Genomic DNA, 25,049 nt, shown 5'->3' with positions numbered 1-25,049 from the left:
GGCCTACTCCTTCACGTAGGCGACGCCGTTGGAGGCCGGGGGTCGTGATTTCCCGGCCAGCCCGGCGACGGCAAAGATCGTCACGATATAGGGCAGCATCTGCATGAACTGGTTGGGCACCGGGGTGCCCAGGATGCTCAGCACGAACGAGAGGTTCAACGAGAAGCCGAACAACAGGGAGGCGAAGAACGCCCCGATCGGGTTCCAGCGCCCGAAGATCATGGCCGCCAGGGCGATGAACCCCTGCCCGGCGGTCATTTCCTTGCTGAAGGACGAGGACGTCACCAGGGTGAAGAACGCACCCCCGAGACCGGCGACGACCCCGGCGAGCAGGACGTTGGAGAACCTGATGGCCTTGACCCTGATGCCCACCGTGTCGGCGGCCTGGGGGTGTTCGCCCACGGCCCGCACGCGCAGGCCCCATCGGGTCTTGAACAGGCCGAACCAGACCAGGAAGACGGCGACGTACATGCCGTAGCCCAGGATCGTCTGGTCGAAGAAGATCGGACCGAACACCGGGATGTCGGCCAGGCCGGGGATCCTGATGTTGTGGAACGACGGCGGGGAGTTGAACAGGGCCGTATCGGCCTTCATCACGGTGGAGAAGAGGAAACTGGTCAGCCCGGCGACCAGGACGTTGAGTACGACGCCGACGATGATCTGGTTGACCATGTATTTGATGCTGAACACCGCCAGGACCGCGGAGACGAGCATGCTGGCCACCACGGCGGCCAGGACACCGGCCAGCAGGCTCTGCGTGATCGATCCGACGACCGCGGCGCCAAAGGCCCCGGCCAGCAGCTGGCCCTCGATGGCGATGTTGATGACCCCGGTCCGCTCACACAGCACGCCGGAGAGCGAACCGAAGATCAGCGGGATGGCCAACGTGAACGAACCGGCGATCAGACCGGAGAAGTAGACGTTGGGGTTGTTGGCGCTGCCGATGACCCAGACCAGGAAGGCAATGACCCAGATGGCCGCGAAGGCCGGGACCAGCCATTTCGGGGCGGTGGCCCGCCGGGAGGTCAGCCGGAAGGAATACGCCGCCAGTCCCAGCAGCAGGATGGCGCCGATCCATCCCACGAGCGTGGTGCCGAGCATCACGTCGGGGACCTTGATCGCGTCGTGGTCGGTCGAGATGCGGAACCTGGCCGTGGCGCTCGGGCTGCCGATGGCGAATCCGAGAAGTGCCACCAGGGCCAGGACGGCCAGCACCATGGGGGTGCTCCAGTTCCGGTGGGCCGTGCCGACCGACGTCACGCCGGCCGAGGGGGTGGTGGTTGCGGTGCTCACGCTGCTCCTCCGGTCCCGGCGGTCCGCGCCGTGGTGGTCTTGCTCTTCTTCTTGCCGGTGTTGATGCGGAAGATCGCTTGCACCAGCGGCGGGGCGGCGATGAACAGCACGATGAAGGACTGGACGACCAGCACGATGTCGATGGGGATGCCGGTGTTGGATTGCATGCCCACGCCACCGGCCCGCAACGCGCCGAACAGCAGCCCGGCGAAGAGGGTGCCCATGGGTTTGGAGCGTCCCAACAACGCCACGGTGATGGCATCGAATCCGAAGCTGGCGGCGATGTCACTGGACAGGGCGCGTTCGGTGCCCGAGATCTGTGCGGTGCCGGCGAGCCCGGCGAGGGCCCCGGCGACCACCATGGCGGTGATGTAGGCCTTGGAGACATTGATCCCCGCGGTGCGGGCCGCCAACGGGTTGGCCCCGACCGCACGAAGTTCGAAGCCGGTCGTGGAACGGTTGAGCAGCCACCAGACGAAGGCCACCGCGGCCAGGGCCACGACGAAACCGTAATGCAGCCGGAAGCCGCTGCCGAAGATCAGCGGGTAGGCCGCCGAGGAGTCGATGTTCGGGCTGATCGGGTTGTTGGAGCCGGGGCGTTGGAAGCCGGGGGTGGTCAGCAGATAGAGCAGGAAGTAGAGCGCGATGTAGTTGAGCATGATCGTCACGATCACTTCGTGGGCTCCGCGTCGGGCCTTGAGCACCCCCGCGATGCCGCCCCAGAGGGCACCGCCGATGATCCCGGCCACCATCGCCAGGATCAGGTGGATTCCGGCGGGCAGGTCCAGGGTGAATCCGACCCAGCCGGCGAGCAGGGCGCCGACGATGATCTGCCCCTGGCCACCGATGTTGAACAGGCTGGCCCGGAACGCCAGGGCGACCCCGAGTCCTGCGAGGATCAGCGGGGTGGCGTCGGTCAGGGTTTCGGTGAGGGGATAGATCGCATTGGCGAAACCGTCGGCCTGGGTGTTGAAGATGGAGCTGCGGAAGAGCGCCACATAGGCTTCCGACACCGACGTCCACACGGCCCCCAACAGATCCATGGGCCGGGCGAAGAAGTAGCTCGAGGCCTCGGTGACCCGCTCGTCGGTCGCGGCGATCAGGATGGCTCCGACGATCAACGACAACAGGATCGCCAGGACGGACACCATGCCGTTGCCGGTGGTGATCCGAGTCATCAGCGAAGCCTGGGGGTCCGGTCCGGACGCCTCGGCCAGCTGGGCCGGCGAGTTCCCGGCGTCGGCTCCTCCGGGGATCGATCCCGGCTCCCCCGCCGGGGTTTCGCTGTCTGGGGCGACGGGGCCCGGTCCGGGCCCGTCCACGGGATCATTCATTCCCGGACTCCTCTTCTTGGTTCGGGTTCGCAGCCGCGGCACCGGATCCCTGATCCGTGGCCTCGGGAAGCGGGGTGGCGCCGGCCTCGGCGGCGGAGCTGCCGGCCATCATCAGGCCCAGGACCTCGCGCGGGGTGTCTCCGGGGACGATGCCCACCAGGCTGCCCTTGTACAACACGGCAATCCTGTCGGCCAGTTCGGCCACCTCGTCGAGTTCGGTGGAGACGATCAGCACGGGGGTGCCTCCGTCGCGTTCGGCGAGGATGCGCCGGTGCAGGAATTCGACCGAGCCGACGTCGACGCCGCGGGTTGGCTGCGAGGCGATGAAGAGCTTCAGGGGCCGGGACAGCTCCCGCGCCATGACCACCTTCTGCTGGTTGCCGCCCGAGAGGGTTCCGGCATTGGACTGCCCGCTCTGGGTCCGGATGTCGTATTCCTCGACCTTGTCCTCGGCGTTGCGGTTGATCACCGCCGGGCGCATGTTCAGTCCGCGGGCATACGGGGCCCGGTCATATTGGTTGAGCACGAGGTTCTCCGCGACCGTGAACGTGGAGACCAGTCCATCGGTGCTGCGGTCCTCCGGGACGAACCCGACCCCCGAGTTGATGATGGACTTCACGCTCCGGCCCAGCAGGTTCTCGCCCTCGAGCATGACCCGGCCCGTGGCCTGGTCCATCAGGCCCATGATGGCCTGGGTCAGTTCGGTCTGCCCATTGCCCTGGACCCCGGCGACCGCCAGGATTTCCCCCTGGCGCACGCCGAAGCTGATGTCGTCGAGCAGGACCTGGCCGGTGGGGGCCACCACGTTGAGGTGCTCCACGCGGAAGGTCTCCTCCCCCGGGGTGGCGTCCTCCTTGCCCAGGGCGAGGTTCACCTCACGGCCGACCATCAGCGAGGCCAGTTCGCTCGCGGAGGCCTCGGGTTCGGCCTTGCCGACCACCCGGCCCCGACGGATGACGGTGATGACGTCGGAAACGGCCTTGACCTCGCGTAGCTTATGCGAGATGAAGACCACCGAGGTGCCGTTGTCGCGCAGTTGCCCGATGATGCTCAGCAGTTCGTCGGTTTCCTGGGGCGTCAGCACCGCGGTGGGCTCGTCCAGGATCAGGATCCGCGCATCGCGGACCAGTGCCTTGATGATCTCCACGCGTTGTTGGACCCCGACGGGCAGGTCCTCCACGATGGCGTCGGGATCGACGTGGAAACCGAATTGCTCGGAGATCTCACGGATCTTGCGGCGGGTGGCCTCCAGATCGAGGATCCCGGCGGCCTTGGTGGCCTCGTCCCCGAGGGCGACGTTTTCCGCCACGGTGAAGACCGGGACCAGCATGAAGTGTTGGTGGACCATGCCGATGCCGGCGGCCATGGCGTCGCCGGGGCCGTTGAAGGACACCGGCCGGTCGTCGATGAGCACCTGCCCCGAGGTGGCCTCGTAGAGGCCGAACAGGACGTTCATCAGGGTTGATTTGCCGGCCCCGTTCTCGCCCAGCAGTGAATGCACCTGACTGTCTTCGACCACCACGTCGATGTTGTCGTTGGCGGTGAACGAACCAAATTTCTTGGTGATTCCGCGAAGTTCCAATTTCACGTGCTCTACCGTGTTCCCTTCTTTAGCGGCCCGGGCTCCAGGGGATCTGCCCCGATGCACCGTGGGCCATCGAATCCAGCGTAGCCGCGAATCGTTGGACGTCGGATGAGGCACGCGCCGCCCGTTTCCGGGATGGTCTCCCGTCTTTCCGGACGGCGCGCGCCGTGTCTGCTGGTTGGTCCTGACCCATCGCTTCGATGGGTCAGGACCTCCCGCGGACTATTTCTTCGGGCTGGACGGCGACTCGACCTTGATGTCGCCGGAGATGATGTCGGCCTTGATGTCGTCCAGCTGCGACTTCATGTCATCGGAGACATCGGAGTCGAAGTCGTGGAACGGTGCCAGGTCGACACCCTTGTTCTCCAACGTCCCGACATACGGGGTGTTGTCGAACTCGTCGTCCAGGTCCTCGGTGATCACGTTCTCGACGGCCTCACCCATCAGCTTCATGACGGAGGTGAGCACGAATTCCTGCCCGGAGGGAAGTGACTCGTAGCCATCGGAATCGACCCAGACGACCTTGGCGTCCTTGCCGTTGGAGTTGGCGTCCTTGACGGCGTCGATGGTGCCCAGGCCCACCGGACCGGCGACGGGCATGATGATGTCCGCCCCTTCGTTGATGAAGTTGGTGGTGGTCGTCTTGCCCTTGCCCTGGTTCTCGAAGTCGCCGGTGAACGTACCGTTCTGCTTATCGGCGTTCCAGCCCAGGACCTTGACCTTCTCGTCGTTCTTCTCGTTGTAGTACTGCACCCCTTCGTCGAAGCCGTCCATGAAGATGGTGACGGTCGGGATGTTGATGCCGCCGTAGGTGGCGACCTTGCCGGTCTCGGACGTCCCGGCGGCCAGGTAGCCGGCCAGGAAGGCGGCCTGGGCCGTGTCGTAGATGATCGGCTTGACGTTGGGCAGGTCGATCGAGTCGTCATCGATGATCGCGAAGTGCGCGTCCTCGGTCTTCTCCGCCAGGTCCTTGGTGGCATCGGCCAGCAGGAAGCCCACGGTGATGGTCAGGTTGCACCCGCCCTTGACCATGGAGTTCAGGTTGGGCTCGAAGTCGGTCTTGGCCTTGGACTCGGCCTGCTTGGTCTTGATGCCCAGGTCCTTCTTCGCCTTCATCAGGCCCTCGTAGGAGGACTGGTTGAAGGAGCGGTCGTCGAATCCGCCGGAGTCGGAGACGATGCAGCCGGTGTAGTCGGCGGCGCCGGGGTGGCTCGAGGCGGCCGAATCATCGCCACCGGAATCGGGGGCGGCCCCGCAGGCGGTCAGGACGAGGGCGGAAACGCCCAGGACGGCGGCGAGCTTGCCGGTGGAGCGCTTCAGGGTGCGCGGTGACTTCTTCAAGGTTCCTCCAGTGACGAGTGATGCTTCAGGGCCACCCCCTCCACGGGCCAGGTGACCTACCTGGGCCCCTCGAACGGGTGCCGACCGCCTTCGGCCTCCACATGTGGGGAGGACGTGACGGAAGATACAGTATGCCCCACTCGGACCGACCTGCCAGCATAAATAGTTGACACGACTATATTGTTGACCTTTTGTTACCTACTGGTAGCTCGATCAGACGCTTTGTCCAGGATTGATGGCGCGCAGGGCGGCAGCAGCCATGACCCGGATGCCTGTTTCGATGGCCTTCTCGTCCGGGATGTAGTCACCGCGATGCAGATCGTAGGTCTCCCCTCCCGGGGTACGCGTTCCCAGCCGCATCATGGCCCCGGGAATGGTGTGGGTCATCCAGGCGAAGTCCTCCCCGCCCATGGACTGCGGGATGAGCACGATGGCCGTCGACCCGATCTCGGCGCGCGCGGCCCGTTCGATCAGATCCGTTTCCGCTTCGGCATTGACCACCGGCGGGACCCCGCGGGTGTGCTCGAGTTTCACGTCGACACCATAGGGGACGGCGATCTGACGGACGACCTCGTCCAACAGCACCCCCGCCGATTCCCAGGCGTCCCCGTCCAGGCAACGCATGGTCCCGGCCAGGTAGCCCGCGGCGGGGATGGCGTTCGGGGCCGACCCGGCATGGATCTGGCCCCAGACCACCGAAACGGCGCTGCGCACGTCGATCCGCCGGTTGAGCACCGCCGGGACACCGACGGCGATCTCCGCCAGGGCGAAGACCAGGTCCTCGGTCAGATGCGGTCTGGAGGTGTGGCCGCCCCGGCCCGACAGTTCGATTTTGATGGTGTCGCTGGCACTGGTGATCGCCCCGATGCGGGTGCCGATCGTCCCGGCGTCGACCCGGGGTTCGCAGTGCAGGGCCAGGATGCGCGGGACCCCTTCGAGGACTCCCTGGGCAATCACCGACAGGGCCCCGCCGGGCATGGTCTCCTCCGCCGGCTGGAAGATCACCCGGATCCTGCCGCCGAGTTCACCGGCGGCGTGCATGCGCCCCAGGGTCAGGGCCACCCCGAGCATGACCGTAGTGTGGATGTCGTGCCCGCAGGCGTGGCAGACCCCTTCCCGGGTCGAGGCGTAGTCCAGCCCGGTTTCCTCCAGGATCGGCAGGGCATCGATATCCGCCCGCAGGCCCAGGGCGATGTCCCCCTCACCGATATCGACGTAGAGCCCGGTCCCCTCCAGGGCCCGTGGCTCCAGTCCGGCCGCCTCGAGCTCCGCCAGGATGCGTGCCGTCGTCCGGGTCTCCTCGAAGGAGAGTTCCGGGTTGGCGTGAAGGTCACGTCGGAAGCCCACCAGTTGGGGCAGCAACGGCTGCGCCCAGGGCCCGATCGCGGGATAGGTCGTCTGCCTCGAGGAATCGTAAGTCACAGAAGCGACTTTACGACGTCGCCGCGGCAACCACCGAGTTTGCAACGCATCATTTCGTGCGCGTCGCCGGCCGGCGGGAACCCGGCTACAACACGTCGAGGTCGCCGGAGGCCTTGAGTGCCTCGACGGCCTTCTTCACGGACTGGGCATGGTCGCTGGTGGTGACCAGCAGTGCATCCCCGGTATCGACGACGACCACGTCCTTGATGCCGATCAGGGCGATCATGCGTTTGGTGTCCGAGACCACCACTCCGGAGGCATCGTCGGCGTAGACCCGGGCCCCGTCCCCCAGCACGGTGAGGTTGGTGGCCTCGCTGGCCGGATTCAGCCGGCCGATGGCGGCGAAGTCGCCGACGTCATCCCAGGTGAATTCACCGGGGATCATTGCGACGTCGCCTTGTTCGGCTGCTGGTTCGGCCACCGCATAGTCGATGGCGATCTTCGGCAGGGTCGGCCAGATGCGCTTCTTCACCGCATCGCGTTCGGGGGTGTCCCAGGCGTCGGCGATCTCCATCAACCCCGCATGCAGTTCCGGTTCATTGCGTTCGAGATGGTCGAGCATCAAGGACACGGGGGCGACGAACATCCCCGCATTCCACAGGTAATCCCCGCTGTCGACGTAGCGCTGGGCCACTTCCTCGTCGGGCTTCTCCACGAATTCGAGCACCGAGGTGGCGCTGGGGGCCCCTTCCACGGTGAGGGCATCGCCGGCGCGGATGTAGCCGAACGCCGTGGACGGTGAGGCCGGTTTGATCCCGATCGTCACGATCTTGCCGGTAGCTGCGGTCAGGATGGCCTCGCGGACGGCCTCCTGGAAGACCTCCACCGGTCCGATGACCTGGTCCGCGGCAAAGGACCCCATGATGATGTCCGGATTCCTCCGGTGCAGGATGGCTGCCGCCAGGCCGATCGCCGCCGCGGAGTCCTTCGGCTCGGATTCGAGTACGAGGTTCGTTTCGCTCAGTTCGGGCAACTGCGACTGGACGGCTTCGCGGTGGGCCTGCCCGGTGACCACCATGATGCGCTTCTCGGCCAGGGGAACGAGCCGCTCATAGGTTGCGCGGATCAGCGTCGTCCCCGATCCGGTGAGGTCGTGCAGGAACTTGGGGGCGGCCGCTCGGGAGAGCGGCCACAGCCGCGTTCCCACGCCGCCGGCGGGGATCACGCCGTGGAAGCGCGCGAGGAGGTCATCATTCATGGATCCCACAGTAGGCGATCACCGAACCGTTTCGCTGGAGGACGGGCTGGATTTAGGGCACGAAAATGTCACGTATTTTCCGCGCGAATCCGTGTATTCCCCCTCGTCACCACGGTCGCCGTGAGGCTCGCCACACAGGTAGGGTGGAGACGAACCCTGACGGACCCCGTGGTCTAGGATCAGGCTAGGAACGCTTACGCACCGGCGCCAATCTTTTGTGTGCACGCCACACGAACGCCCTTGCATGCATGGAGGTAAATTCAGTGTCGAAGACATCGTCAGGCACCCTCTACCGCGGCCACGAAGGCATGTGGTCCTGGGTAGGGCATCGGGTCACCGGTGTCGTCATTTTCTTGTTTCTTTTGGTGCACGTGCTCGATACGGCCTTGGTGCGGGTCGACCCCGGCGCCTACGACGCAGTGATCGGCACGTATAAGAACCCGTTGATGGCCGTCGGAGAGCTCGGTCTCGTCGCCGCGATCGTCTTCCACGCCTTCAATGGCCTGCGCCTGGTCCTGGTCGACTTCTGGAAGTCCGGCCCCAAGTACCACCGTCAGCTGCTCTGGGGAGTGCTGATCGTGTGGGTCGTGGTCATGATCGGCTTCGCCATCCGTCACCTGTCGCTCGCCTTCGGAGGTTACTAAGCCATGGCTCCCACGGAATTCGTTGCACCGCGTTCGACTCGGGTCGACCCGAAGTACCTGCGCTCCAAGTCCAAGAACGGCAACTTCGAGATGCTCGCTTGGCTCTTCATGCGCATCTCGGGGGTCCTGCTGGTCATCCTGATCTTCGGCCACCTCTTCGTGAACCTGCTGGTCGGTGACGGCGTGCATGCCATCGACTTCGGGTTCGTCGCCGGCAAGTGGGCCAACCCGCTCTGGCAGTTCTGGGATCTGACCATGCTGTGGCTGGCGATGCTGCACGGCACCAATGGCGTTCGCACCATCATCAACGACTACGTCGAAAAGGATCGTCCGCGGTTCTGGCTCCAGCTGGTGCTGGTGCTGTGCTCGGCGGCCATCGTCATCCTCGGGACGCTCGTGATCTTCACCTTCGATCCGTGCATCCCCGGCTCCACGCTCGCGGTCTGCCAGTAGTCCCGGCACGCTTCGCCGACACCAAGATTCAAAGAAGAGGGAACATCCGGTATGCAGGTACATAAGTACGACGTCGTCATTGTCGGCGCCGGTGGCGCGGGCATGCGCGCTGCCATCGAATCCGGCCAGCAGGCCCATACGGCCGTGCTGACCAAGCTCTACCCCACCCGTTCACATACGGGCGCCGCCCAGGGCGGCATGTGTGCCGCCCTGGCCAACGTCGAGGAAGACAACTGGGAGTGGCACACCTTCGACACCGTCAAGGGTGGCGACTACCTGGTTGACCAGGATGCCGCCGAGGTCATGGCCAAGGAGGCCATCGAGGCGGTGCTGGACCTGGAAAAGATGGGCCTGCCGTTCAACCGCACCCCCGAGGGCAAGATCGACCAGCGTCGCTTCGGCGGCCACACCCGCGACCATGGCAAGGCCCCCGTCCGTCGGTCCTGCTACGCCGCGGACCGCACCGGGCACATGATCCTGCAGACGCTCTACCAGAACTGCGTGAAGCACAACGTCGAGTTCTACAACGAGTTCTACGTCCTGGACATGCTCACCGTCCAGGAGGAGGCCACCCGCGAGGATGGCACCACCTACCTGCAGACCCGGGTGGCCGGCGTCGTCTCCTACGATCTGGCCACCGGCGAGATCCACGTCTTCCAGGCCAAGTCGGTCGTCTTCGCCACCGGCGGGGCCGGCAAGGTCTTCAAGACCACCTCCAACGCGCACACCCTGACCGGTGACGGCATGGGCATCGCCTTCCGCAAGGGCATCCCGCTGGAGGACATGGAATTCGTGCAGTTCCACCCGACCGGCCTCGCCGGGCTCGGGATCCTCCTGTCCGAAGCGGCCCGCGGTGAGGGCGCGATCCTGCGCAACTCCGAGGGCGAACGGTTCATGGAACGCTACGCCCCGACCATCAAGGATCTGGCGCCACGCGATATCGTCGCCCGTTCGATGGCCAACGAGGTCCGCGAAGGCCGCGGTTGCGGCCCGAACAAGGACTACGTGCTGTTGGACCTCACGCACCTGGAGCCGGCGCATATCGACGCCAAGCTTCCGGATATCACCGAGTTCGCCCGCACCTACCTCGGGGTGGAGCCCTACACGGAGCCGGTGCCGGTCTTCCCGACCGCGCACTACGTCATGGGCGGGGTACCGACCAACATCAAGGGCGAGGTCTTCCAGGACAACGAATTCACCATTCCCGGGCTCTACGCCGCCGGTGAGGTCGCCTGCGTGTCGGTGCACGGCTCGAACCGGCTGGGCACCAACTCGCTGCTGGACATCAACGTGTTCGGCAAGCGGGCCGGCATCGCGGCCGCCGAATACTCCAAGACGGCCGATTGGGTCGATCTGCCGGAGAACGCCACGGCATCCACCGAGGCCATGCTCGACGTCGTCCGCAATGCCGGCGGCACCGAACGCATCGCGGCGATCCGCAAGGACCTGCAGGAGACCATGGACACCAACATGCAGGTGTTCCGCTCCAAGGACACCATCATGAAGGCCATGGCCGACATCAAGTCCTTCCGTGAGCGCTACGCCAACATCAGCATCCAGGACAAGGGCAAGCGCTTCAACCTGGATCTGCTCGAAGCCGTGGAACTGGGCTTCCTGCTGGACTTGGCCGAGGTCATGTCCGTTTCCGCACTCCACCGTCACGAATCCCGTGGCGGCCACTTCCGCGAGGACTTCCCGGACCGCGACGACGAGAACTTCATGAAGCACTCGATGGTCTACAAGGACGACACCGCGCAGATGGAGGGCATCGAGGGCATCCGGTTCGACACCAAGCCCGTCATCTTCACCCGTTACCAGCCGATGGAGCGTAAGTACTAATGAGCAGCGAGATTCCCGAACCAGCATCCAAGGTCGACCTGGCCCCCGGTGTCGGCGGCGGCGGGGAGATCCCGAAGTTCGACATCACCCTGCGGGTGCGCCGATACCAACCGGAATTCTCCGAAGACGTGACCTGGGAGGATTTCCAGTTGACGATGTTCGGCACCGACCGCGTGCTGGACGCCCTGCACAAGGTCAAATGGGAGATCGACGGCTCGCTGTCGTTCCGCCGTTCCTGCGCCCACGGCGTCTGCGGCTCCGATGCCATGCGCATCAACGGCCGTAACCGCCTGGCCTGCAAGACCCTGTTGAAGGACCTGGACACCGAGAAGCCCATCACCGTGGAGGCCATCAAGGGCCTGCCGGTCGAGAAGGACCTCATCGTGGACATGGAACCCTTCTTCCAGTCCTACCGCGAGATCATGCCCTTCATGATCACCAAGGGCCACTCCCCGACTGCTGAGCACTACCAGTCCCCCGAGGAACGCGAGCGCTACGACGACACCACCAAGTGCATCCTCTGCGCCGCGTGCACCTCGTCCTGCCCCGTCTTCTGGACCGATGGCCAGTACTTCGGCCCGGCAGCGATCGTGAACGCCCACCGCTTCATCTTCGACTCCCGGGACGAAGGCGGCGACATGCGTCTGGAGATCCTCAACGACAAGGAAGGCGTGTGGCGTTGCCGCACCACCTTCAACTGCACCGAAGCCTGCCCCCGCGGCATCCAGGTCACCAAGGCGATCTCCGAGGTCAAGCAGGCCATCCTGGCCCGCTCGGTCTAGCCACCACGGCCCCCGAGGCCTGACGAAGGCGCCGCCCCCACGGGGACGGCGCCTTCGTCATTTCTGGTTCCTGCCCTGCTTCCACCCCGCCGGGAGATGGGCGACTGGTCCCGGCGTGAGCATTTGCTTCGAACGCGAGCGCAGGCCCTTCGGGTTTCCGCGCAGTGCGGTGGCAACGATGTCCGCCGTGGTCACCGCACCCCAGGCGGTCGCCAGGAGGTAGACCTGGCTCAGCAGGTAGAACCAGACGAACAGCCCCAGGATCACGGCGAAGGGGGCGAGGATCGGATTGCTGCTCGCGCTGCCCAGCAGCAGTGAGGAGAAGTAGCGCAGGAGCGTGGAACCGGCCCCGGCGATGAAGGCAGATTGCAGCAGCGCCACGCGGGGCATGGTGATCCCCGAGGCCAGCCGAAACAGGATCACCGCGACCACCGAGTCCAGCACCAGCATCACCACCAGGCTCGCCACCCGGGTCAGCATCACCGAGAAGGTCGATTCCAGCTCCAGGAAGTCGATGATCGTCTGCAGGGCCGTGCTGGCGATGACCCCCAGGCCGGTGGTGAGGATCAGGCTGATGCCCAGCAGAAGCAGCACCCCCAGGTCCTTGATCTTGGCCAGGACGATGTTGGACTGCGATTTGAGCAGCCCGAAGACCCCGCGCATCCCCTCGCGCAGGCCGGCGATCCACCGCAATGAGGTCAGCAGGGAGACGACGGTGGAGATCACCAGAGCCCACCCGAACCCCCGCGTGCGGAAGAGCTGTTGCGGGGTTGCCAGTCCCCCGTCCCCGGTATCGATCAGCCCGGGGGTGGTCTTGGCGACGCCGTCAACCACGAATTCCTGCAGTTGTTGGTTGCCACTGGCCAGGATGCCCAGAACGGAGAAGCCCACGACCAGCAGTGCAGCAATGGAGAAGAACATCTTATAGGCGGCGCCCGCCGCCATCACCGACCCATGGCGCTGCCCGTAGAGGGTGAAGACACGTAACGGCTTCCAGACGTTCAGTCGTCCCATCAGGGCTCCGACGCCGGCGATCGCGATCTTCGGCAGGCCGGCTTTTTCCCGGCGGGCCCGTCCCAGGGCGGCCCGTTGATGCATGGCCTTGGTGTGCAGGCCCGCCCGGTCCAACGGGGAGATCAGCGTGCCCAGATCCGCCGTCGATCGGGCCGGATCGCTATAGGCGGCGGTGCTGGCCGGAGGGCTGCCGCGCCTACGCTGGGTCGGGATGCGCGCCGTCTTGGCCAAGTGTCAGTTCCTCCTGCAGGGCCCAGAGGCCTTCGGCGTCGTACTCGAACAACCCGATTCTATCCACCGGGAAGGTGGCGTCGTAGCCGGCCAAGGAGGTCATGGCCCGCTGCATCGGTTCCTCGGCCAGATCGTGGGCCAGGGTCAGATGCGGGTGGAAGGGGAATTCGGCGCGCGTTTCCAGCGGGCCGGCCTGCAGCTGCCGATGCAGCGACACACAGGCGTCGAATCCCTCGGTGACCCGCAGGAACACCACCTGGGAGACGGGCCGGAAGGTCTCGGTCCCGTGGAGCCTGAGGCTGAAGGGCGCCGTACCCGCGGCGACCCGGCGCACATGGGCGCGTGCTGCGGCCCAGTCGGCGGCCCGGGCGCCGGTGATCAGGGTGATGTGTGGCGGGACGCTGCGGGCCACCGGATCCCCGAAGGACAACCGGTGTTCCCTCAGCTCCGAGCGGTGCGGTTCGGGCAGCGGGATGACGATCCCCACGCCGACCCCCTCGCCCCCGGGACCGGTGGCCCCGGGGGTCGTGGTGCCCGACGCAGGGATGCTCATCGTTATCGCGGGCTCTGGCCAGCGTCGGGGCCCGCCGCGTCGAACGCCGTCTCGGTCCGCGCCGGCAGGAACCCGATGTTCGAGTAGACCGCCTCCAGGGTGGTGGAGGCGACTTCACGGGCCCGGGCCGCCCCGACCGCCAATTGGCGGTCCAATTCCGCTGAGTCGTCCAGCAGTTCCAGGGTCCTGCGGCGGATCGGTTCGACCCGGGAGACCACGGCGTCGGCCACATCGACCTTCAGGTGCCCGTACATCCTGCCCTCATATTCCTCCACCAACCCGTCCACCGGGGTGCCGGTGATGGTGGAGAGGATCTCCAACAAGTTGGAGACACCTGGCTTCCCGTCCCGATCGAAGGCGATGACGGTGTCGTTGTCGGTCACCGCGGATTTGATCCGCTTGGTGATGACCTTCGGGTCGTCCAGGATATTGATCAACCCGTTCGGGCTCGACGCGGATTTGGACATCTTCGAGGTCGGGTCCTGTAGATCGTAGATCCGGGCGCCTTCCTTCTGGATGAGCGGTTCCGGGATCCTGAACGTCTCCCCGAAACGGTGGTTGAAACGCTGGGCCAGGTCCCGGGCGAGTTCCACATGCTGGCGCTGGTCGTCACCCACCGGAATCGCATGCGGCTGGTAGAGCAGGATGTCCGCGGCCATCAGCACCGGGTAGGTGAACAGGCCGACGCTCACGGCATCCTGTCCGCCCTTGGCCGACTTGTCCTTGAACTGGGTCATCCGCGAGGCCTCGCCGAACCCGGTGATGCAGTTGAGCACCCAGGCCAGTTGGGCGTGCTCGGGGACGTGGGACTGGACGAACAGCGTGGCCGCGTCCTGGTCGATGCCCCCGGCAATGTACTGGGCGGCGGTCGTCCGGGTGCGTTCACGCAGCGAGGCCGGGTCGTGCCCGACGGTGATCGCATGCATGTCGGGGACGAAGAAGAAGGCGTCGTAGTCGTCCAGCGCCTTGACCCAGTTGACGAGCGCCCCGAGGTAGTTGCCCAGGTGCAGGGAGTCGGCGGAGGGTTGCATCCCCGAGAGGACGCGCGGCCGACGTTCGGCCGCTGCTTCAGTGTCAGTCATGGTGGGTTCTTCCTAGAACTGGTAGTCGACGACCAGTGGTGCGTGGTCGGAAAAGCGCGTGTCGTAGCTCGGGGCGCGGTCGACGACGGCGTTGGAGGCCAGGGCGGCCAGGTCCGGGGTCGCCATCTGGTAGTCGATCCGCCACCCGGTGTCGTTGTCGAAGGCCTTGCCGCGGTAGGACCACCAGGTGTAGGGGCCGTCGACGTCCCCTGCCAGTTCACGGGCCACGTCCTTGAAACCGATCTCCTCACCGAAGAAACGGTCGAAATAGGCGCGTTCCTCGGGGAGGAAGCCGGAGTTCTTGACGTTGCCCTTCCAGTTCTTGATATCGCGTTCGGTGTGTCCGACGTTGAGGTCACCGGTGACCAGCACGTGCTTGGAGGCCGCCTTCAGCTCCGGCAGCTTGGTGGTCATGACGTCGAGGAAACGATATTTATCGTCCTGTTTGGGGCTGTTGACCTCACCGGAGTGCACGTAGGCGCTGACGACGGTGACCTGCTCGCCGTTGAGGTCGAAGTCGGCTTCGACCCAGCGGCCGGAGGTCTTGAAGTAGTCCTCGCCGATGTGGTCCCGGGTGGCGGTCGGCGCCTGGCGGGAGGCGATGGCCACCCCGGCGCGGCCCTTGGCTTCCGCCTCGGCATGCAGGATGTGCCAGTCATCGCCGAGGAGTTCGCGCACGATCTCGTCCGGTGCACGCACTTCCTGCATGGTCAGGATGTCGATGTCCCGGTCCTTCAGCCAATCGGCCATGCCGCGCCGGTAGGAGGCGCGGATGCCGTTGAGATTGACGGAGGCGACGCGTACGGCGCCCGGGTTCTTGGCCTGGTTCTGTTCCTCTGCTGTACTCACCTGATCCAGCTTACCGAAGAATTCCTAGTCGATGACTTCCCCGGAGAGTGGATCACTGCCACCGGAGGGCTTCATCATCTCCCGGGCGTTGTGCGCGGTGATCTCGATCGTTTCCACCGCGCGGTCGACCATGCCCCGGGCGTCGTCCCCGCCGGCATCAAGGTGCTCCTTGATGACCCCGGCCTGGACCTGGACGATCTTGAAGGAGTGTTCCAGTTTCAGGTCACGGGTGCGCGATCCTTCGTCCACCACGACGGTTTCGGCAGGCTCGGGCTGGCGGGCGCGGGCCGCCATGGAGGCGGAGGCGTTCTGCAGCTGGCTGCTGACCTTGCGGGCGCCGCGGCGCAGACCGAAGACCAGGAAGGCGGCCAGCAGCAGCCAGCCCAGTGAGATCACGGCGACGATCCACCCGATCACGTCGTTCTGGTTGGCGGCGAACACGACCGCCACCAGGAAGACAGTGACCATGACGGCCAACGACAGGGTGCTGGCCTTGAGGGTGATCTTCTTTTCCGAGCCGGGGCGGGCCGTGCCGATGGGTTCCATGTTCCTAGTATCCCAAACCCGGGGCGCTGTCCGGGACAAGTTTCCCGTGGGCGAACACCCCGGCAGGATCCGGCGAGGCTCAGCGGTGCGGCAGCAAGCCAGGGAACCGGCGCAGATACGCGTCCTCGGCAGCATAGTCCGCGGCGAAATCGCCGAAGTGCGGGCTTCCGGCGAAGCTTTCCCGCGGCAGCCCGGCCAACCAATCCAGTTCGTCGGTGACCGTTTGTGCGTAGGTTCCCACCGGAACGTAGCCCAGGTCCCGTGACGCCGTGGTGTCCAGCACGATGGCGGGCCGGGAGTCCCAGGGATGGGCCCCCAGGCCTTCCGGGGCGTCGTCGTCCAGGAGGACCTCGTGCCAGTCATGGCCCAGCTGCGCGGCGACCACGCGGGCGATGTCCAGCCCGCTGGGGGCGTCGGGGTCGGCGCTGTTGAGCACCCGGGCCCCCTCGGGGGCCTCGGCGACGCATTCGATCAGGGCCGCGGTGTTCACCGCGGCCGTCGTATGGTCCGTCCCCCTACCGCGTCCGGCCAGCACCAGCACCCGGCGGCGGTCCAGAACCCGGCGGACGAAGGCCCATTCCCGGGCGGGCGCGGCGCCGACCCCGTGGACCTTCGAAGCCCGGATGACCGTGGCGTTCGCCCCGGATTCCAGCAGCGTCAGTTCGGCAGCGACCTTATTCGGCCCATACCCTGCGGCGGAGGCGAACGGCATGCTCCCGGGAGCCAGGGTGGGGTGGTCCTCGGCGATAGGGCCGGTGAATTCCGGCCGGTGGGCCGAATTCACATGCCGGCCTTCGGCGTCGACATAGACGGCCTTGCTGGAGAGCATCACCACCCGTCCGATGTCATCCCGCAGGGGAAGCAGGCTGCGCGCATGCCCCGCGGTGTAGCTCAGCGTGTCCACGACGAGATCCGCCCCGTCGCCGATGACGGCGGCCAGGGCCACGGGATCGTAGCGGTCCGCGGCGACGAAACGCACCCCGGCCCGGCCCAGATCGGCTGGCAGGTGGTGCCGGTCCCGACCGGTCACGTCCACCGCCCATCCAGCGGAGGCCAGTCGGGCGGCGGTGGCCCGTCCGAGCAGGCCGGTACCGCCCAGGACGACCGCACGGCGCCGAGAGGTCCGCTGCGGGCCCGGGGTCACCAGGACACGAGGCAGAAGGGGTGGCGCTGGGGGTCCAGGTAGACGCGGTAGTTCTGTCCGCCGGTGTTCATCGAGGTCGCACCGAGTTTGAGCACGGCTTCCTCGGCGACATCCAGGTCGTCGACCCGGATGTCCAGGTGGGCCTGCTGCGGGTGGGTCTGGCCCGGCCACTCGGGGGGCTGGTAGTTCTCCACACGCTGGAAGGCGATGGCGGGCCGGTCGGGGGCGTCCCCGATGGTGATCCATCCGTCGTCGTCATGCTGCACCCGCACCATGCCGAGGGCTTTTTCGTAGAAATCTGCCATGATTTCCGTGTCTTCGCAGTCGATGACGACCGCATGCCAACTGCCGATCACGGCGCCTCCTTGGGTTCTGGTCCGGACCAGACTACCTGCCGGAGGCCTCCGACACCCATCTCACTTCAGGAACAGGGCCCGCAGACGATTCGTGGTCAGCATCATTCCGCCGCCGATCATCAGCACGTAATAGAGCACATGCACCACCGTCATGACCCCGAAGGCACCCACCGAGAGCTGGCGCAGCAGCTCGACCCCGTGCCAGAGCGGCAACACCTGGATCAGCCACTGGATGGCCTGGGGGTAGACATCCAGCGGGTAGAACGTCGCCGAGAACAAGAACATCGGCAGCATGATGAACGTGACCCAGTCCAACTGTTGGAACGTCCGGATATAGGAGGTGATGCCCATGCCGATCGATGCGAAGCCGAAGGCGATCAGGACCGCGGCCGGGACCATCAGCAAGGCCCACCAGGTGGTGATCAATCCCATGGCCGCCATGACGATGGTGAACCCGGTGGCGTAGAGGAATCCGCGCAACAGGGCCAGGAAGATCTCCCCCAAGGCCACATCCAGCGGGCCCAACGAGGTGTGGAGCATGTTCTGGTAGAGCTTGCCGTAGTTCATCTTGAAGAAGACGTTGATGGTGGAGTCGTACAGCGCCCCGTTCATCGCCGAGACCGTCAGCAGGGCCGGCGCGATGTAGGCGGCGTAGCTGATCGGGGTTCCTTCGGGACCCTGGACGGTCCCGATCAGCGCACCCAGCCCGATCCCCATCGAGAGCAGGTAGAGCACGGGTTCGACGAATCCGGAGATCATGATGGCCGCGTTGGAGGTCCGGGTGGCCATGAGGCCACGTTCGATCACGGCCCGGATATTGCGTGAGTACAGGGCGGCGAAGGGGCGGCGGTCGGGCTTCAGGACGAGGTCGGCGTCACGGATCAGACTCATTTCATCCCTCCAGCCGGCGGGCATAGACCCGACGGGCGAGCAACAGTCCCCCGCCGGTCAATGCCAGCAGGTAGAGCACGTGCACCACGGAGAGCCAGAGGGGCTCGGCATACCCGTAGGAGAGCACCCGCCCGATTTCGGTGGCGTGCCAGACCGGGGAGATCCATCCGATCCACTGCAGGAACCAGGGCAGCGTCGACAACGGGAACAACGTGCCGGAAAACAGGAAGAGCGGCATGACGATGAATCGTTCGACGAGTGCGAATTGGCCCTTGTCGTCCCTGACCGAGGCCGAGTAGGCCATCAGCGGCAGGCCAAAGGCCAATCCGGCCAGGGAGGCGGTGAGGATCGACAAGACGGCCCAACCGCTGGTGGCCGCACCGAAGAGGAGCACGATGACCAGATAGACGATGCTCTGACCCAGGATCCGGATCGCGACGGCCAGCGCATGGCCCTGGCAGATCTGTTGCGGGGTCAGCGGGGTGGCCAGCGGCCCGTAATAGGTCTTCCACCATTTGAATCCGGACATCACCCCGTAGGTGAATTCCCCCGACGCGGTCATCATGGCCGCGGAGGCCAGGAGGGCCGGGGCCACGAACTGCAGGTAGCTGGCGCCGTCGAAGCTCGCAGTCCCGGAGTTCGCATCGACCAGCGAGGCCAATCCGACCCCCATGGCGAACAGGTAGATCAGTGGGTTGCCCACGGAGTAGGCAATGACGATGTCCAGATAGCCCTTCATCGCTCGGAGGTACTGTTCGGCGACGTACCAGCTGCCGAACCTCCGGGTCTTGCGGGCGCTGGTGGCGGGCGGATGCGGGACCAACGGCGTCAACGACGCCGGCCGGCTGGGCCCGGTGGTGGAAGGTGCTGCTTCGTGGTTATTCAATGAGGCTCCGCCCGGTCAACCGGAGGAACACGTCCTCCAGCGATGAACGGCGCACCAGCGAGGTCAGCGGGGTCAGGCCCCGGGCCGTCACGGCGTCCAGGGCTGCTTCGCCGTCGTGCGCATAGATCAGCAACCGATCCGGCAGGACCTCGATCCTCTCCCCGATCCCCGCCACGGCGTCGGCGGCCCCGGCATTGCGGTCGGCCCCGAAGCGCAGCTCGAGGACCTCACGGGTGGAGTATTCCCGGATGAGGGCCGCCGGGGACCCCTCGGCCATGATCCGGCCCTGGTCCACCACGATCAGCCGGTCGCAGAGTTGTTCGGCCTCGTCCATGTAGTGGGTGGTGAGGATCAGTGTGACCCCGCGTTCCTTGAGCCGGAACAGCCGGTCCCAGAGGATGTGCCGGGCCTGCGGGTCCAGCCCGGTCGTCGGTTCGTCCAGGAGCAGGACGCGGGGATCGTTGATGAGTGACCGGGCGATGGTCAACCGGCGTTTCATGCCTCCCGAGAGGTCGTCGACACGGGCCGTGGACTTCTCGGTGAGTTGGGCGAATTCCAGCAGTTCGTCGGCCTTGGGTCGTAGATAGCTCATCGGCAGCCCGAAGTAGCGTCCATAGATGATCAGGTTGTCCCTGACCTTCAATTCCTGGTCGAGGTTGTCCTCCTGCGGCACCACTCCCAGGTGCGCCCTGACTTCGGGGCCCTGTTGTTCCGGGTCCAGCCCCATGATGCTCAGGGTCCCGCCGCTGCGTTGGGACACCCCGCCGATCATCCGCATGGTCGTGGATTTGCCGGCGCCGTTGGGCCCGAGCAGCCCGAAGGATTCCCCGGCCGGGACCTCGAAGGAGATGGAGTCCACGGCGGTGAAGTCCCCGTAGCGTTTGGTCAGCTGGTCGGCAACGATGACCGCGGGGCGAGATGGGTTCTGAATCACATCCGCACTCTACTGGCAACGAGTGATTGGCACCAGCCAATCAGCGTGGTCGTCCTGGTTTAGTGGGGGCGGTATTCCTGGACCATCGGGCAATCGAACGGGTCGCGGGCGTTCAGTCCCACCGTGTTCAGGTACTTCACGACCTGGCCGTAGGATTCACCGACCGAGGCGACCGTGTAGGGCACCTTCAGTTCCTGGCAGTACTCGCGGACCATGACGCTGACCTGGCGCAGGTGCGGGCGCGGCATGCTGGGGAACAGGTGGTGTTCAACCTGGTAATTCAGGCCACCGTACACAGCGGTGAGAACGCGGGTCCCAAAGGACGTCCGTCCCACGATATTGCGCGAGGTCAGGACCTGGCGGCTGAAGAAGTCAATGGTGGAGGTCTTGGGGATGAGCGGCATGCCCTTGTGGTTCGGGGCGAATGAGGCACCCATGTAGACGCCGAAGACGGCCATCTGGACGCCCAGGAAAGCGCTGGCAATACCCCACGGCAAGAAAATGTACAAGACCGCCAGGTAGAACGACAGGCGCAGGGCGACCATGAGGATCTCGCGGGTGCGCTGCTTCACCGGGCGGCGCGAGAAGAGATACCGGAACGAGTGGAAGTGCAGGTTGAACCCCTCCATCGTCAGCAGCGGGAAGAACAGGTATCCCTGCCGGCGGGTCAACCAGGCCAGGACGCCGGTACGCGCCGCGGCATCCTCGGGAAGGAAGGAGACGGTGTCCTGTTCGATATCGGGATCCTTGCCGATGGTGTTCGGCTTGGCGTGGTGACGGGTGTGCTTGTTCATCCACCACTGGTAGCTCATGCCCACGACGGCATTGGCGAGGATCCGGCCGACCCGGTCATTGGCCGGACCCGACTTCAGCACCTGCCCGTGGGAGGCCTCATGGGCCAGGAAGGCGAACTGGGTGAGGATGATCCCCAGGGCCGCCGCCACGAACAGCTGGAACCAGCTGTCGCCCAGCAAGGTGAAGCCGGTGACCGCGGCGGCGAGCAGAAGCGTCAGCAGCATCACGACGCCGAGATAGTAGCCACGGCGTCGGCCCATCAGCCCTGCATCGAGGACCCGGTTCTTGAGCAGGCTGAAGTTCCGGGCCCCGGCGTTGCGCCGTTTGGGGGCGGTCGTCGATGAATCGTGGGTCAGGATGGAAGGCATTTGAGCGCTCATGTGCACTCCCTCGGAGTGTAGTTCCTGGCCTCGCGGCCGCAGGAACTGAAAACCTCATGATCCCTGAATCACCACTATACGCATGTGGGCTGTGCAACGACTGAGCGTGGGCCGCCGAACAGGCCGCATGACGCCGCCCGGCCACGCCTAAACGGCGGGGCCGGGCACGGCGATGGGCGGACCGTCAGCCTTCGTCGAGATGCTTGGGGTTGTCCCCGGGACGTCCCTGCTGATCAACCTCAGGTGTGTCGAGGCCATCGGTTTCGAGACCGTCGGCCCCGGTGAGGTCGGGTCCTGCGGGGCGATCCGCGCGTTGGGCGGTGGCCTCGCCGGAGGCGTCCGAACGATCATCGGATAAAGGATCGCCGACCACCGGTTCTGCTGGCTCCCGACGAACCCGCTGCCCCGCGGCATCGCCCTCACGAGTCACCCGTGGTTCATCCGCCACCGGTCCAGCATCCTCACGACGACCGGGTGCTGCAGGTTCCTGGCGACGCTCGCCGTCCACCGGTTCCCCGGCGGCGGGACCCTCGGCACGACGGCCCCTGCCGGTCTTCCCGGCCTCCGGGGCGGTCTCCTTCCCGGCGTCCGGGTCCAGTTTCTCGGCCTGGCGCAGCCGTTCCTCGGAGGCCTCCATCTGTTCGCTCGCCGCGGCGGCCTGCCGGTCGGCGTCCATGCGCTTGCGTTCGGCGGCGACCTCGGCCTCCTTGGCCTCCGCCTGCAGGCGCTGGGCTTCGATCTCCCGTTCCTTCGACTTCAGTTCCGCGGCATCGGCGTCGGCTTTCGCCCGTTGCGCCGAGCTTTCGCGTTCTCGGACCTGGAGCTGGGCTTCCTGCTCTTCGGCACGGATCCTGCCGGCTTCTTCACGGTTGCGTTCGGCCTTCTTCCGGCCGGCCACGCGGGCGATGATGCCGATGATGACCAGTACCACCACGACGGCGACAACAATCCAAATGATCTGTGAGGTATCCATGTGATCAAACCCCTTGGCTGGGTGGGAAACTTCGGGACCTTACACCGCATGTCTACCATCCACGCCCGCGTGATGACAGCATTCCCATCCGGGGAAACCCTGCGGGGCCGCCGACCCGCCGCGGCCTCGACGACCACGCACGGGTGCCCGGGACCCCTGGGGTTCCCGGGCACCTGTCCTGGTGGTCTCAGTCGGCCTGGCGTTCGGCGCTGTCCACGACGTTGTCCAGCAGCATGGCGCGGGTCATCGGCCCCACCCCGCCGGGGTTCGGGGAGATCCACGAGGCGACGTCGTAGGCCGCAGGTTCCACGTCTCCGGTGACGACCGCCTTGCCGCTGCCGTCGTCGACCCGGCTGACGCCGACATCAAGAACGATGGCTCCCGGTTTGAGGTCGGGGGCCTTGATCATATGGGCCTTCCCGGCGGCGGCGATGACGACGTCGGCCCGGGAGAGGTGCTCGGCCAGATCCCGGGTGCCGGTGTGGGCCAGGGTGACGGTGGCATTGACCTGCCGGCGGGTCAACAGCAGGCCGATCGGTCGCCCGATGGTCACCCCGCGGCCGACGACCAGGACGTTCTTGCCGTCGAGTTCGATCCCGTGGCGGGCCAGCAACTCCACACAACCCTTGGGGGTGCAGGGCAGCGGCGACACCATCGGCCGGTTCACGTTGGCCACCAGCCGGCCCAGGTTCATCGGGTGCAGGCCATCGGCGTCCTTGGACGGGTCCATGGCTTCCAGGACCACGTCCTGGTCGATGTGCTCCGGCAGGGGGAGCTGGACGATGTAGCCGGTGCATTCGGGGTTCTCGTTCAGCTCGTGGACGGCCGCCAGCAGGTCCTCCTGGCTGGTGTCCGAGGGCAGGTCGATGCGGATCGAGGTGATCCCCACTTCGGCACAGTCCTTGTGCTTGCCCCCGACGTACCATTTCGAGCCCGGGTCCTCCCCGACCAGGACGGTTCCCAGTCCCGGAGTGATGCCGCGTTCCTTCAGGGCGGCGACCCGTTCGGTCAGTTCGGCCTTGATCGTCTTCGCAGTGGCTTTTCCATCGAGGATTCGTGCGCGTTCAGTCATGATCACCACTGCTCCAGTTCGGCGTAGAGGGGGAAGTCTGCTGCCAGGCGCTCCACACGGGCACCCAGGGTGGCGGTATCGGCCGCTTCCCCGTCCCGCAGGGCGGTGGCAATGATATCGGAGACCTCGGTGAATTCGGCGGCCCCGAAACCACGGGTGGCCAGTGCCGGGGTCCCGATGCGCAGACCCGAGGTGGTCATCGGCGGACGCGGGTCGAAGGGGACGGCGTTGCGGTTCACGGTGATGCCGATCGAGTGCAGCAGATCCTCCGCCTGCTGGCCGTCCAACGCGGAATCACGCAGATCCACCAGGACCAGATGGACGTCGGTCCCGCCGGTGAGCACGGAGATCCCCGCTGCGGTGACGTCCTGGGCGGTGAGCCGCGCAGCGAGCAGGCGGGCTCCTTCGACGGTGCGTTCCTGACGTTCGCGGAACTCCTCCCCCGCGGCGATCTTGAAGGCCACGGCCTTGCCGGCGATGGCGTGCATCAGCGGCCCGCCCTGCTGGCCCGGGAACACGTTGGAGTTGATCTTCTTATACAGTTCCAGGTCGTTGGTCAGGATCAGGCCCGAGCGCGGTCCGGCGAGGGTCTTATGCACCGTGGAGGTCACGACGTCGGCGTATTCGACGGGGTTGGGGTGCAGACCGGCGGCGACGAGTCCCGCGAAGTGGGCCATGTCGACCCAGAGCAGTGCCCCGACCTCGTCGGCGATCGAACGGAAGGCCGCGAAATCGAGCTGGCGCGGGTAGGCGGACCAGCCGGCGATGATGACCTGCGGCTTCTCTTGGATGGCCTGGGCCCGCAGCTTGTCCATGTCGATGGTGAACGTCTCGGGATCGACCTCGTAGGCGGCGACCGCGTAGAGCTTGCCCGAGAAGTTCAGCTTCATCCCGTGGGTGAGGTGGCCCCCGTGGGCCAGGGACAGGCCGAGGATCTTGTCCCCGGGGTTGATCATGGCCGCCAGGGCCGCGGCATTGGCCGTGGCCCCCGAATGCGGTTGCACGTTGGCGTATTTGGCACCGAAGAGCGACTTGACGCGGTCCCGGGCCAGGTTCTCGGCCACGTCGACGTGCTCGCAGCCGCCGTAGTAGCGCCTCCCCGGGTAGCCTTCGGCGTATTTATTGGTCAGCACCGAACCCTGGGCCTGCAGGACCGATCGCGGGGCGAAGTTCTCCGAGGCGATCATTTCCAGGGTGTTGCGTTGGCGGCCGAGTTCTGCGGTCAGCACCGCGGCGATCTCCGGGTCCACTTCGGATAGTGGTTGGTTGGTGACGGGGTGTGGTGTGCTCACGAAATCTTCTCCTGCTGCGGGGATGGTCTTCGATTAGGGGCCACCCCGGCGGCAGGCGCCGCTGCGGAGACCCCCGGGCCCAGGCGCGCGATCCGTTTGGTTCCTGCTGTTGCCGCTCCCTTGTGGTCATCCACCAGCGCCAGTCACGACGCCTTTCATG

The 25,049-nt window shown here is 65.9% G+C and carries 24 protein-coding genes and 1 riboswitch; of the genes, 4 read left to right on the top strand and 20 right to left on the bottom strand.

The window, feature by feature from the left end; genetic code table 11:
- Window positions 1-3: 3 nt before the first annotated feature.
- From ACT3UE_RS03875 to ACT3UE_RS03850, 6 genes are all read right to left on the bottom strand, one after another.
- On the bottom strand, window positions 4-1,293 hold the full coding sequence (locus tag ACT3UE_RS03875; RefSeq protein ID WP_444554266.1) for an ABC transporter permease: 1,290 nt from the start codon (window positions 1,291-1,293) through the stop codon (window positions 4-6).
- Entirely contained in the window at window positions 1,290-2,627 is a 1,338-nt protein-coding gene (locus ACT3UE_RS03870; RefSeq protein ID WP_444554267.1) for an ABC transporter permease, read from the bottom strand. The genes ACT3UE_RS03875 and ACT3UE_RS03870 overlap by 4 nt, the downstream gene beginning before the upstream one ends.
- Complete coding sequence (locus ACT3UE_RS03865; RefSeq protein WP_444554268.1) at window positions 2,620-4,215, bottom strand: ABC transporter ATP-binding protein; 1,596 nt, start codon at window positions 4,213-4,215, stop codon at window positions 2,620-2,622. Before ACT3UE_RS03865 ends, ACT3UE_RS03870 begins: the two co-directional genes overlap by 8 nt.
- Before the next feature lie 219 nt (window positions 4,216-4,434).
- Entirely contained in the window at window positions 4,435-5,553 is a 1,119-nt protein-coding gene (locus tag ACT3UE_RS03860; protein ID WP_444554269.1) for a BMP family lipoprotein, read from the bottom strand.
- Window positions 5,554-5,766: 213 nt separating this feature from the next.
- Window positions 5,767-6,975, bottom strand: a complete 1,209-nt coding sequence (locus ACT3UE_RS03855; protein WP_444554270.1) for an amidohydrolase — start codon at window positions 6,973-6,975, stop codon at window positions 5,767-5,769.
- A gap of 85 nt (window positions 6,976-7,060) precedes the next feature.
- Window positions 7,061-8,173, bottom strand: coding sequence for a mannose-1-phosphate guanylyltransferase (locus ACT3UE_RS03850; RefSeq protein ID WP_444554271.1), 1,113 nt, complete (start codon window positions 8,171-8,173; stop codon window positions 7,061-7,063).
- A 263-nt stretch (window positions 8,174-8,436) separates the two neighbouring features.
- Here ACT3UE_RS03850 and sdhC point away from each other — a divergent pair, with 263 nt between their 5' ends.
- From sdhC to ACT3UE_RS03830, 4 genes are read left to right on the top strand one after another with little or no spacing between them, the layout of a single operon-like run.
- The gene (gene sdhC, locus ACT3UE_RS03845; protein WP_086999449.1) at window positions 8,437-8,817 is read left to right on the top strand and encodes a succinate dehydrogenase, cytochrome b556 subunit; all 381 of its coding nucleotides are present in this window, start codon (window positions 8,437-8,439) and stop codon (window positions 8,815-8,817) included.
- Window positions 8,818-8,820: 3 nt separating this feature from the next.
- Window positions 8,821-9,270, top strand: a complete 450-nt coding sequence (locus ACT3UE_RS03840; protein WP_444554272.1) for a succinate dehydrogenase hydrophobic membrane anchor subunit — start codon at window positions 8,821-8,823, stop codon at window positions 9,268-9,270.
- A gap of 51 nt (window positions 9,271-9,321) precedes the next feature.
- On the top strand, window positions 9,322-11,109 hold the full coding sequence (sdhA, locus tag ACT3UE_RS03835) for a succinate dehydrogenase flavoprotein subunit (RefSeq protein WP_444554273.1): 1,788 nt from the start codon (window positions 9,322-9,324) through the stop codon (window positions 11,107-11,109).
- Window positions 11,109-11,891 carry a succinate dehydrogenase iron-sulfur subunit gene (locus ACT3UE_RS03830; RefSeq protein ID WP_086999444.1) on the top strand — a complete coding sequence of 261 codons (783 nt, stop codon included), beginning with the start codon at window positions 11,109-11,111 and terminating at the stop codon, window positions 11,889-11,891. The genes sdhA and ACT3UE_RS03830 overlap by 1 nt, the downstream gene beginning before the upstream one ends.
- A gap of 57 nt (window positions 11,892-11,948) precedes the next feature.
- Here ACT3UE_RS03830 and ACT3UE_RS03825 read toward each other — a convergent pair whose 3' ends face one another.
- The 14 genes from ACT3UE_RS03825 to glyA form a co-directional block, all read right to left on the bottom strand.
- Window positions 11,949-13,136 carry a YihY/virulence factor BrkB family protein gene (locus ACT3UE_RS03825; RefSeq protein WP_444554274.1) on the bottom strand — a complete coding sequence of 396 codons (1,188 nt, stop codon included), beginning with the start codon at window positions 13,134-13,136 and terminating at the stop codon, window positions 11,949-11,951.
- Window positions 13,102-13,689: a 2'-5' RNA ligase family protein gene (locus tag ACT3UE_RS03820; RefSeq protein ID WP_444554275.1), complete on the bottom strand. Its 588-nt coding sequence runs from the start codon at window positions 13,687-13,689 to the stop codon at window positions 13,102-13,104. Before ACT3UE_RS03820 ends, ACT3UE_RS03825 begins: the two co-directional genes overlap by 35 nt.
- A gap of 2 nt (window positions 13,690-13,691) precedes the next feature.
- The gene (trpS, locus tag ACT3UE_RS03815; protein WP_444554276.1) at window positions 13,692-14,771 is read right to left on the bottom strand and encodes a tryptophan--tRNA ligase; all 1,080 of its coding nucleotides are present in this window, start codon (window positions 14,769-14,771) and stop codon (window positions 13,692-13,694) included.
- A 12-nt stretch (window positions 14,772-14,783) separates the two neighbouring features.
- Entirely contained in the window at window positions 14,784-15,620 is an 837-nt protein-coding gene (locus tag ACT3UE_RS03810; protein WP_444554277.1) for an exodeoxyribonuclease III, read from the bottom strand.
- A 24-nt stretch (window positions 15,621-15,644) separates the two neighbouring features.
- Window positions 15,645-16,166 (bottom strand): hypothetical protein, encoded by a 522-nt coding sequence (locus tag ACT3UE_RS03805; RefSeq protein ID WP_444554278.1) that lies wholly within the window; start codon window positions 16,164-16,166, stop codon window positions 15,645-15,647.
- Window positions 16,167-16,245: 79 nt separating this feature from the next.
- Complete coding sequence (locus ACT3UE_RS03800; RefSeq protein WP_444554279.1) at window positions 16,246-17,310, bottom strand: NAD-dependent epimerase/dehydratase family protein; 1,065 nt, start codon at window positions 17,308-17,310, stop codon at window positions 16,246-16,248.
- Entirely contained in the window at window positions 17,307-17,666 is a 360-nt protein-coding gene (locus ACT3UE_RS03795; protein WP_086999433.1) for a VOC family protein, read from the bottom strand. Before ACT3UE_RS03795 ends, ACT3UE_RS03800 begins: the two co-directional genes overlap by 4 nt.
- A gap of 60 nt (window positions 17,667-17,726) precedes the next feature.
- Window positions 17,727-18,557 (bottom strand): ABC transporter permease, encoded by an 831-nt coding sequence (locus ACT3UE_RS03790; protein WP_444554280.1) that lies wholly within the window; start codon window positions 18,555-18,557, stop codon window positions 17,727-17,729.
- 1 nt (window position 18,558) lies between these two features.
- Window positions 18,559-19,443 carry an ABC transporter permease gene (locus ACT3UE_RS03785; RefSeq protein ID WP_444554281.1) on the bottom strand — a complete coding sequence of 295 codons (885 nt, stop codon included), beginning with the start codon at window positions 19,441-19,443 and terminating at the stop codon, window positions 18,559-18,561.
- Complete coding sequence (locus tag ACT3UE_RS03780; protein WP_444554282.1) at window positions 19,436-20,377, bottom strand: ABC transporter ATP-binding protein; 942 nt, start codon at window positions 20,375-20,377, stop codon at window positions 19,436-19,438. Before ACT3UE_RS03780 ends, ACT3UE_RS03785 begins: the two co-directional genes overlap by 8 nt.
- Before the next feature lie 59 nt (window positions 20,378-20,436).
- Window positions 20,437-21,540 (bottom strand): fatty acid desaturase family protein, encoded by a 1,104-nt coding sequence (locus tag ACT3UE_RS03775; protein WP_444554333.1) that lies wholly within the window; start codon window positions 21,538-21,540, stop codon window positions 20,437-20,439.
- Window positions 21,541-21,736: 196 nt separating this feature from the next.
- On the bottom strand, window positions 21,737-22,525 hold the full coding sequence (locus ACT3UE_RS03770; RefSeq protein WP_444554283.1) for a hypothetical protein: 789 nt from the start codon (window positions 22,523-22,525) through the stop codon (window positions 21,737-21,739).
- A 187-nt stretch (window positions 22,526-22,712) separates the two neighbouring features.
- The gene (locus tag ACT3UE_RS03765; RefSeq protein ID WP_444554284.1) at window positions 22,713-23,597 is read right to left on the bottom strand and encodes a bifunctional methylenetetrahydrofolate dehydrogenase/methenyltetrahydrofolate cyclohydrolase; all 885 of its coding nucleotides are present in this window, start codon (window positions 23,595-23,597) and stop codon (window positions 22,713-22,715) included.
- A gap of 2 nt (window positions 23,598-23,599) precedes the next feature.
- Complete coding sequence (gene glyA / locus ACT3UE_RS03760; RefSeq protein WP_444554285.1) at window positions 23,600-24,889, bottom strand: serine hydroxymethyltransferase; 1,290 nt, start codon at window positions 24,887-24,889, stop codon at window positions 23,600-23,602.
- 70 nt (window positions 24,890-24,959) lie between these two features.
- Window positions 24,960-25,046: riboswitch (ZMP/ZTP riboswitch) on the bottom strand.
- Window positions 25,047-25,049 lie beyond the last annotated feature (3 nt).

This window comes from Arthrobacter sp. 179 (genome assembly GCF_052379645.1).
Classification (GTDB): Bacteria; Actinomycetota; Actinomycetes; order Actinomycetales; family Micrococcaceae; genus Arthrobacter_H.
This window is presented reverse-complemented; position numbering and strand designations above follow the sequence as displayed.

Bases quoted from the DNA above. Each gene is read 5' to 3' on its own strand.
- ACT3UE_RS03870 (WP_444554267.1), bottom strand. From the start codon at position 2,627: ATGAATGATCCCGTGGACGGGCCCGGACCGGGCCCCGTCGCCCCAGAC.
- ACT3UE_RS03850 (WP_444554271.1), bottom strand. From the start codon at position 8,173: ATGAATGATGACCTCCTCGCGCGCTTCCACGGCGTGATCCCCGCCGGC.
- ACT3UE_RS03840 (WP_444554272.1), top strand. From the start codon at position 8,821: ATGGCTCCCACGGAATTCGTTGCACCGCGTTCGACTCGGGTCGACCCG.
- sdhA (WP_444554273.1), top strand. From the start codon at position 9,322: ATGCAGGTACATAAGTACGACGTCGTCATTGTCGGCGCCGGTGGCGCG.
- ACT3UE_RS03830 (WP_086999444.1), top strand. From the start codon at position 11,109: ATGAGCAGCGAGATTCCCGAACCAGCATCCAAGGTCGACCTGGCCCCC.
- ACT3UE_RS03820 (WP_444554275.1), bottom strand. From the start codon at position 13,689: ATGAGCATCCCTGCGTCGGGCACCACGACCCCCGGGGCCACCGGTCCC.
- trpS (WP_444554276.1), bottom strand. From the start codon at position 14,771: ATGACTGACACTGAAGCAGCGGCCGAACGTCGGCCGCGCGTCCTCTCG.
- ACT3UE_RS03805 (WP_444554278.1), bottom strand. From the start codon at position 16,166: ATGGAACCCATCGGCACGGCCCGCCCCGGCTCGGAAAAGAAGATCACC.
- ACT3UE_RS03790 (WP_444554280.1), bottom strand. From the start codon at position 18,557: ATGAGTCTGATCCGTGACGCCGACCTCGTCCTGAAGCCCGACCGCCGC.
- ACT3UE_RS03775 (WP_444554333.1), bottom strand. From the start codon at position 21,540: ATGCCTTCCATCCTGACCCACGATTCATCGACGACCGCCCCCAAACGG.
- ACT3UE_RS03770 (WP_444554283.1), bottom strand. From the start codon at position 22,525: ATGGATACCTCACAGATCATTTGGATTGTTGTCGCCGTCGTGGTGGTA.
- ACT3UE_RS03765 (WP_444554284.1), bottom strand. From the start codon at position 23,597: ATGACTGAACGCGCACGAATCCTCGATGGAAAAGCCACTGCGAAGACG.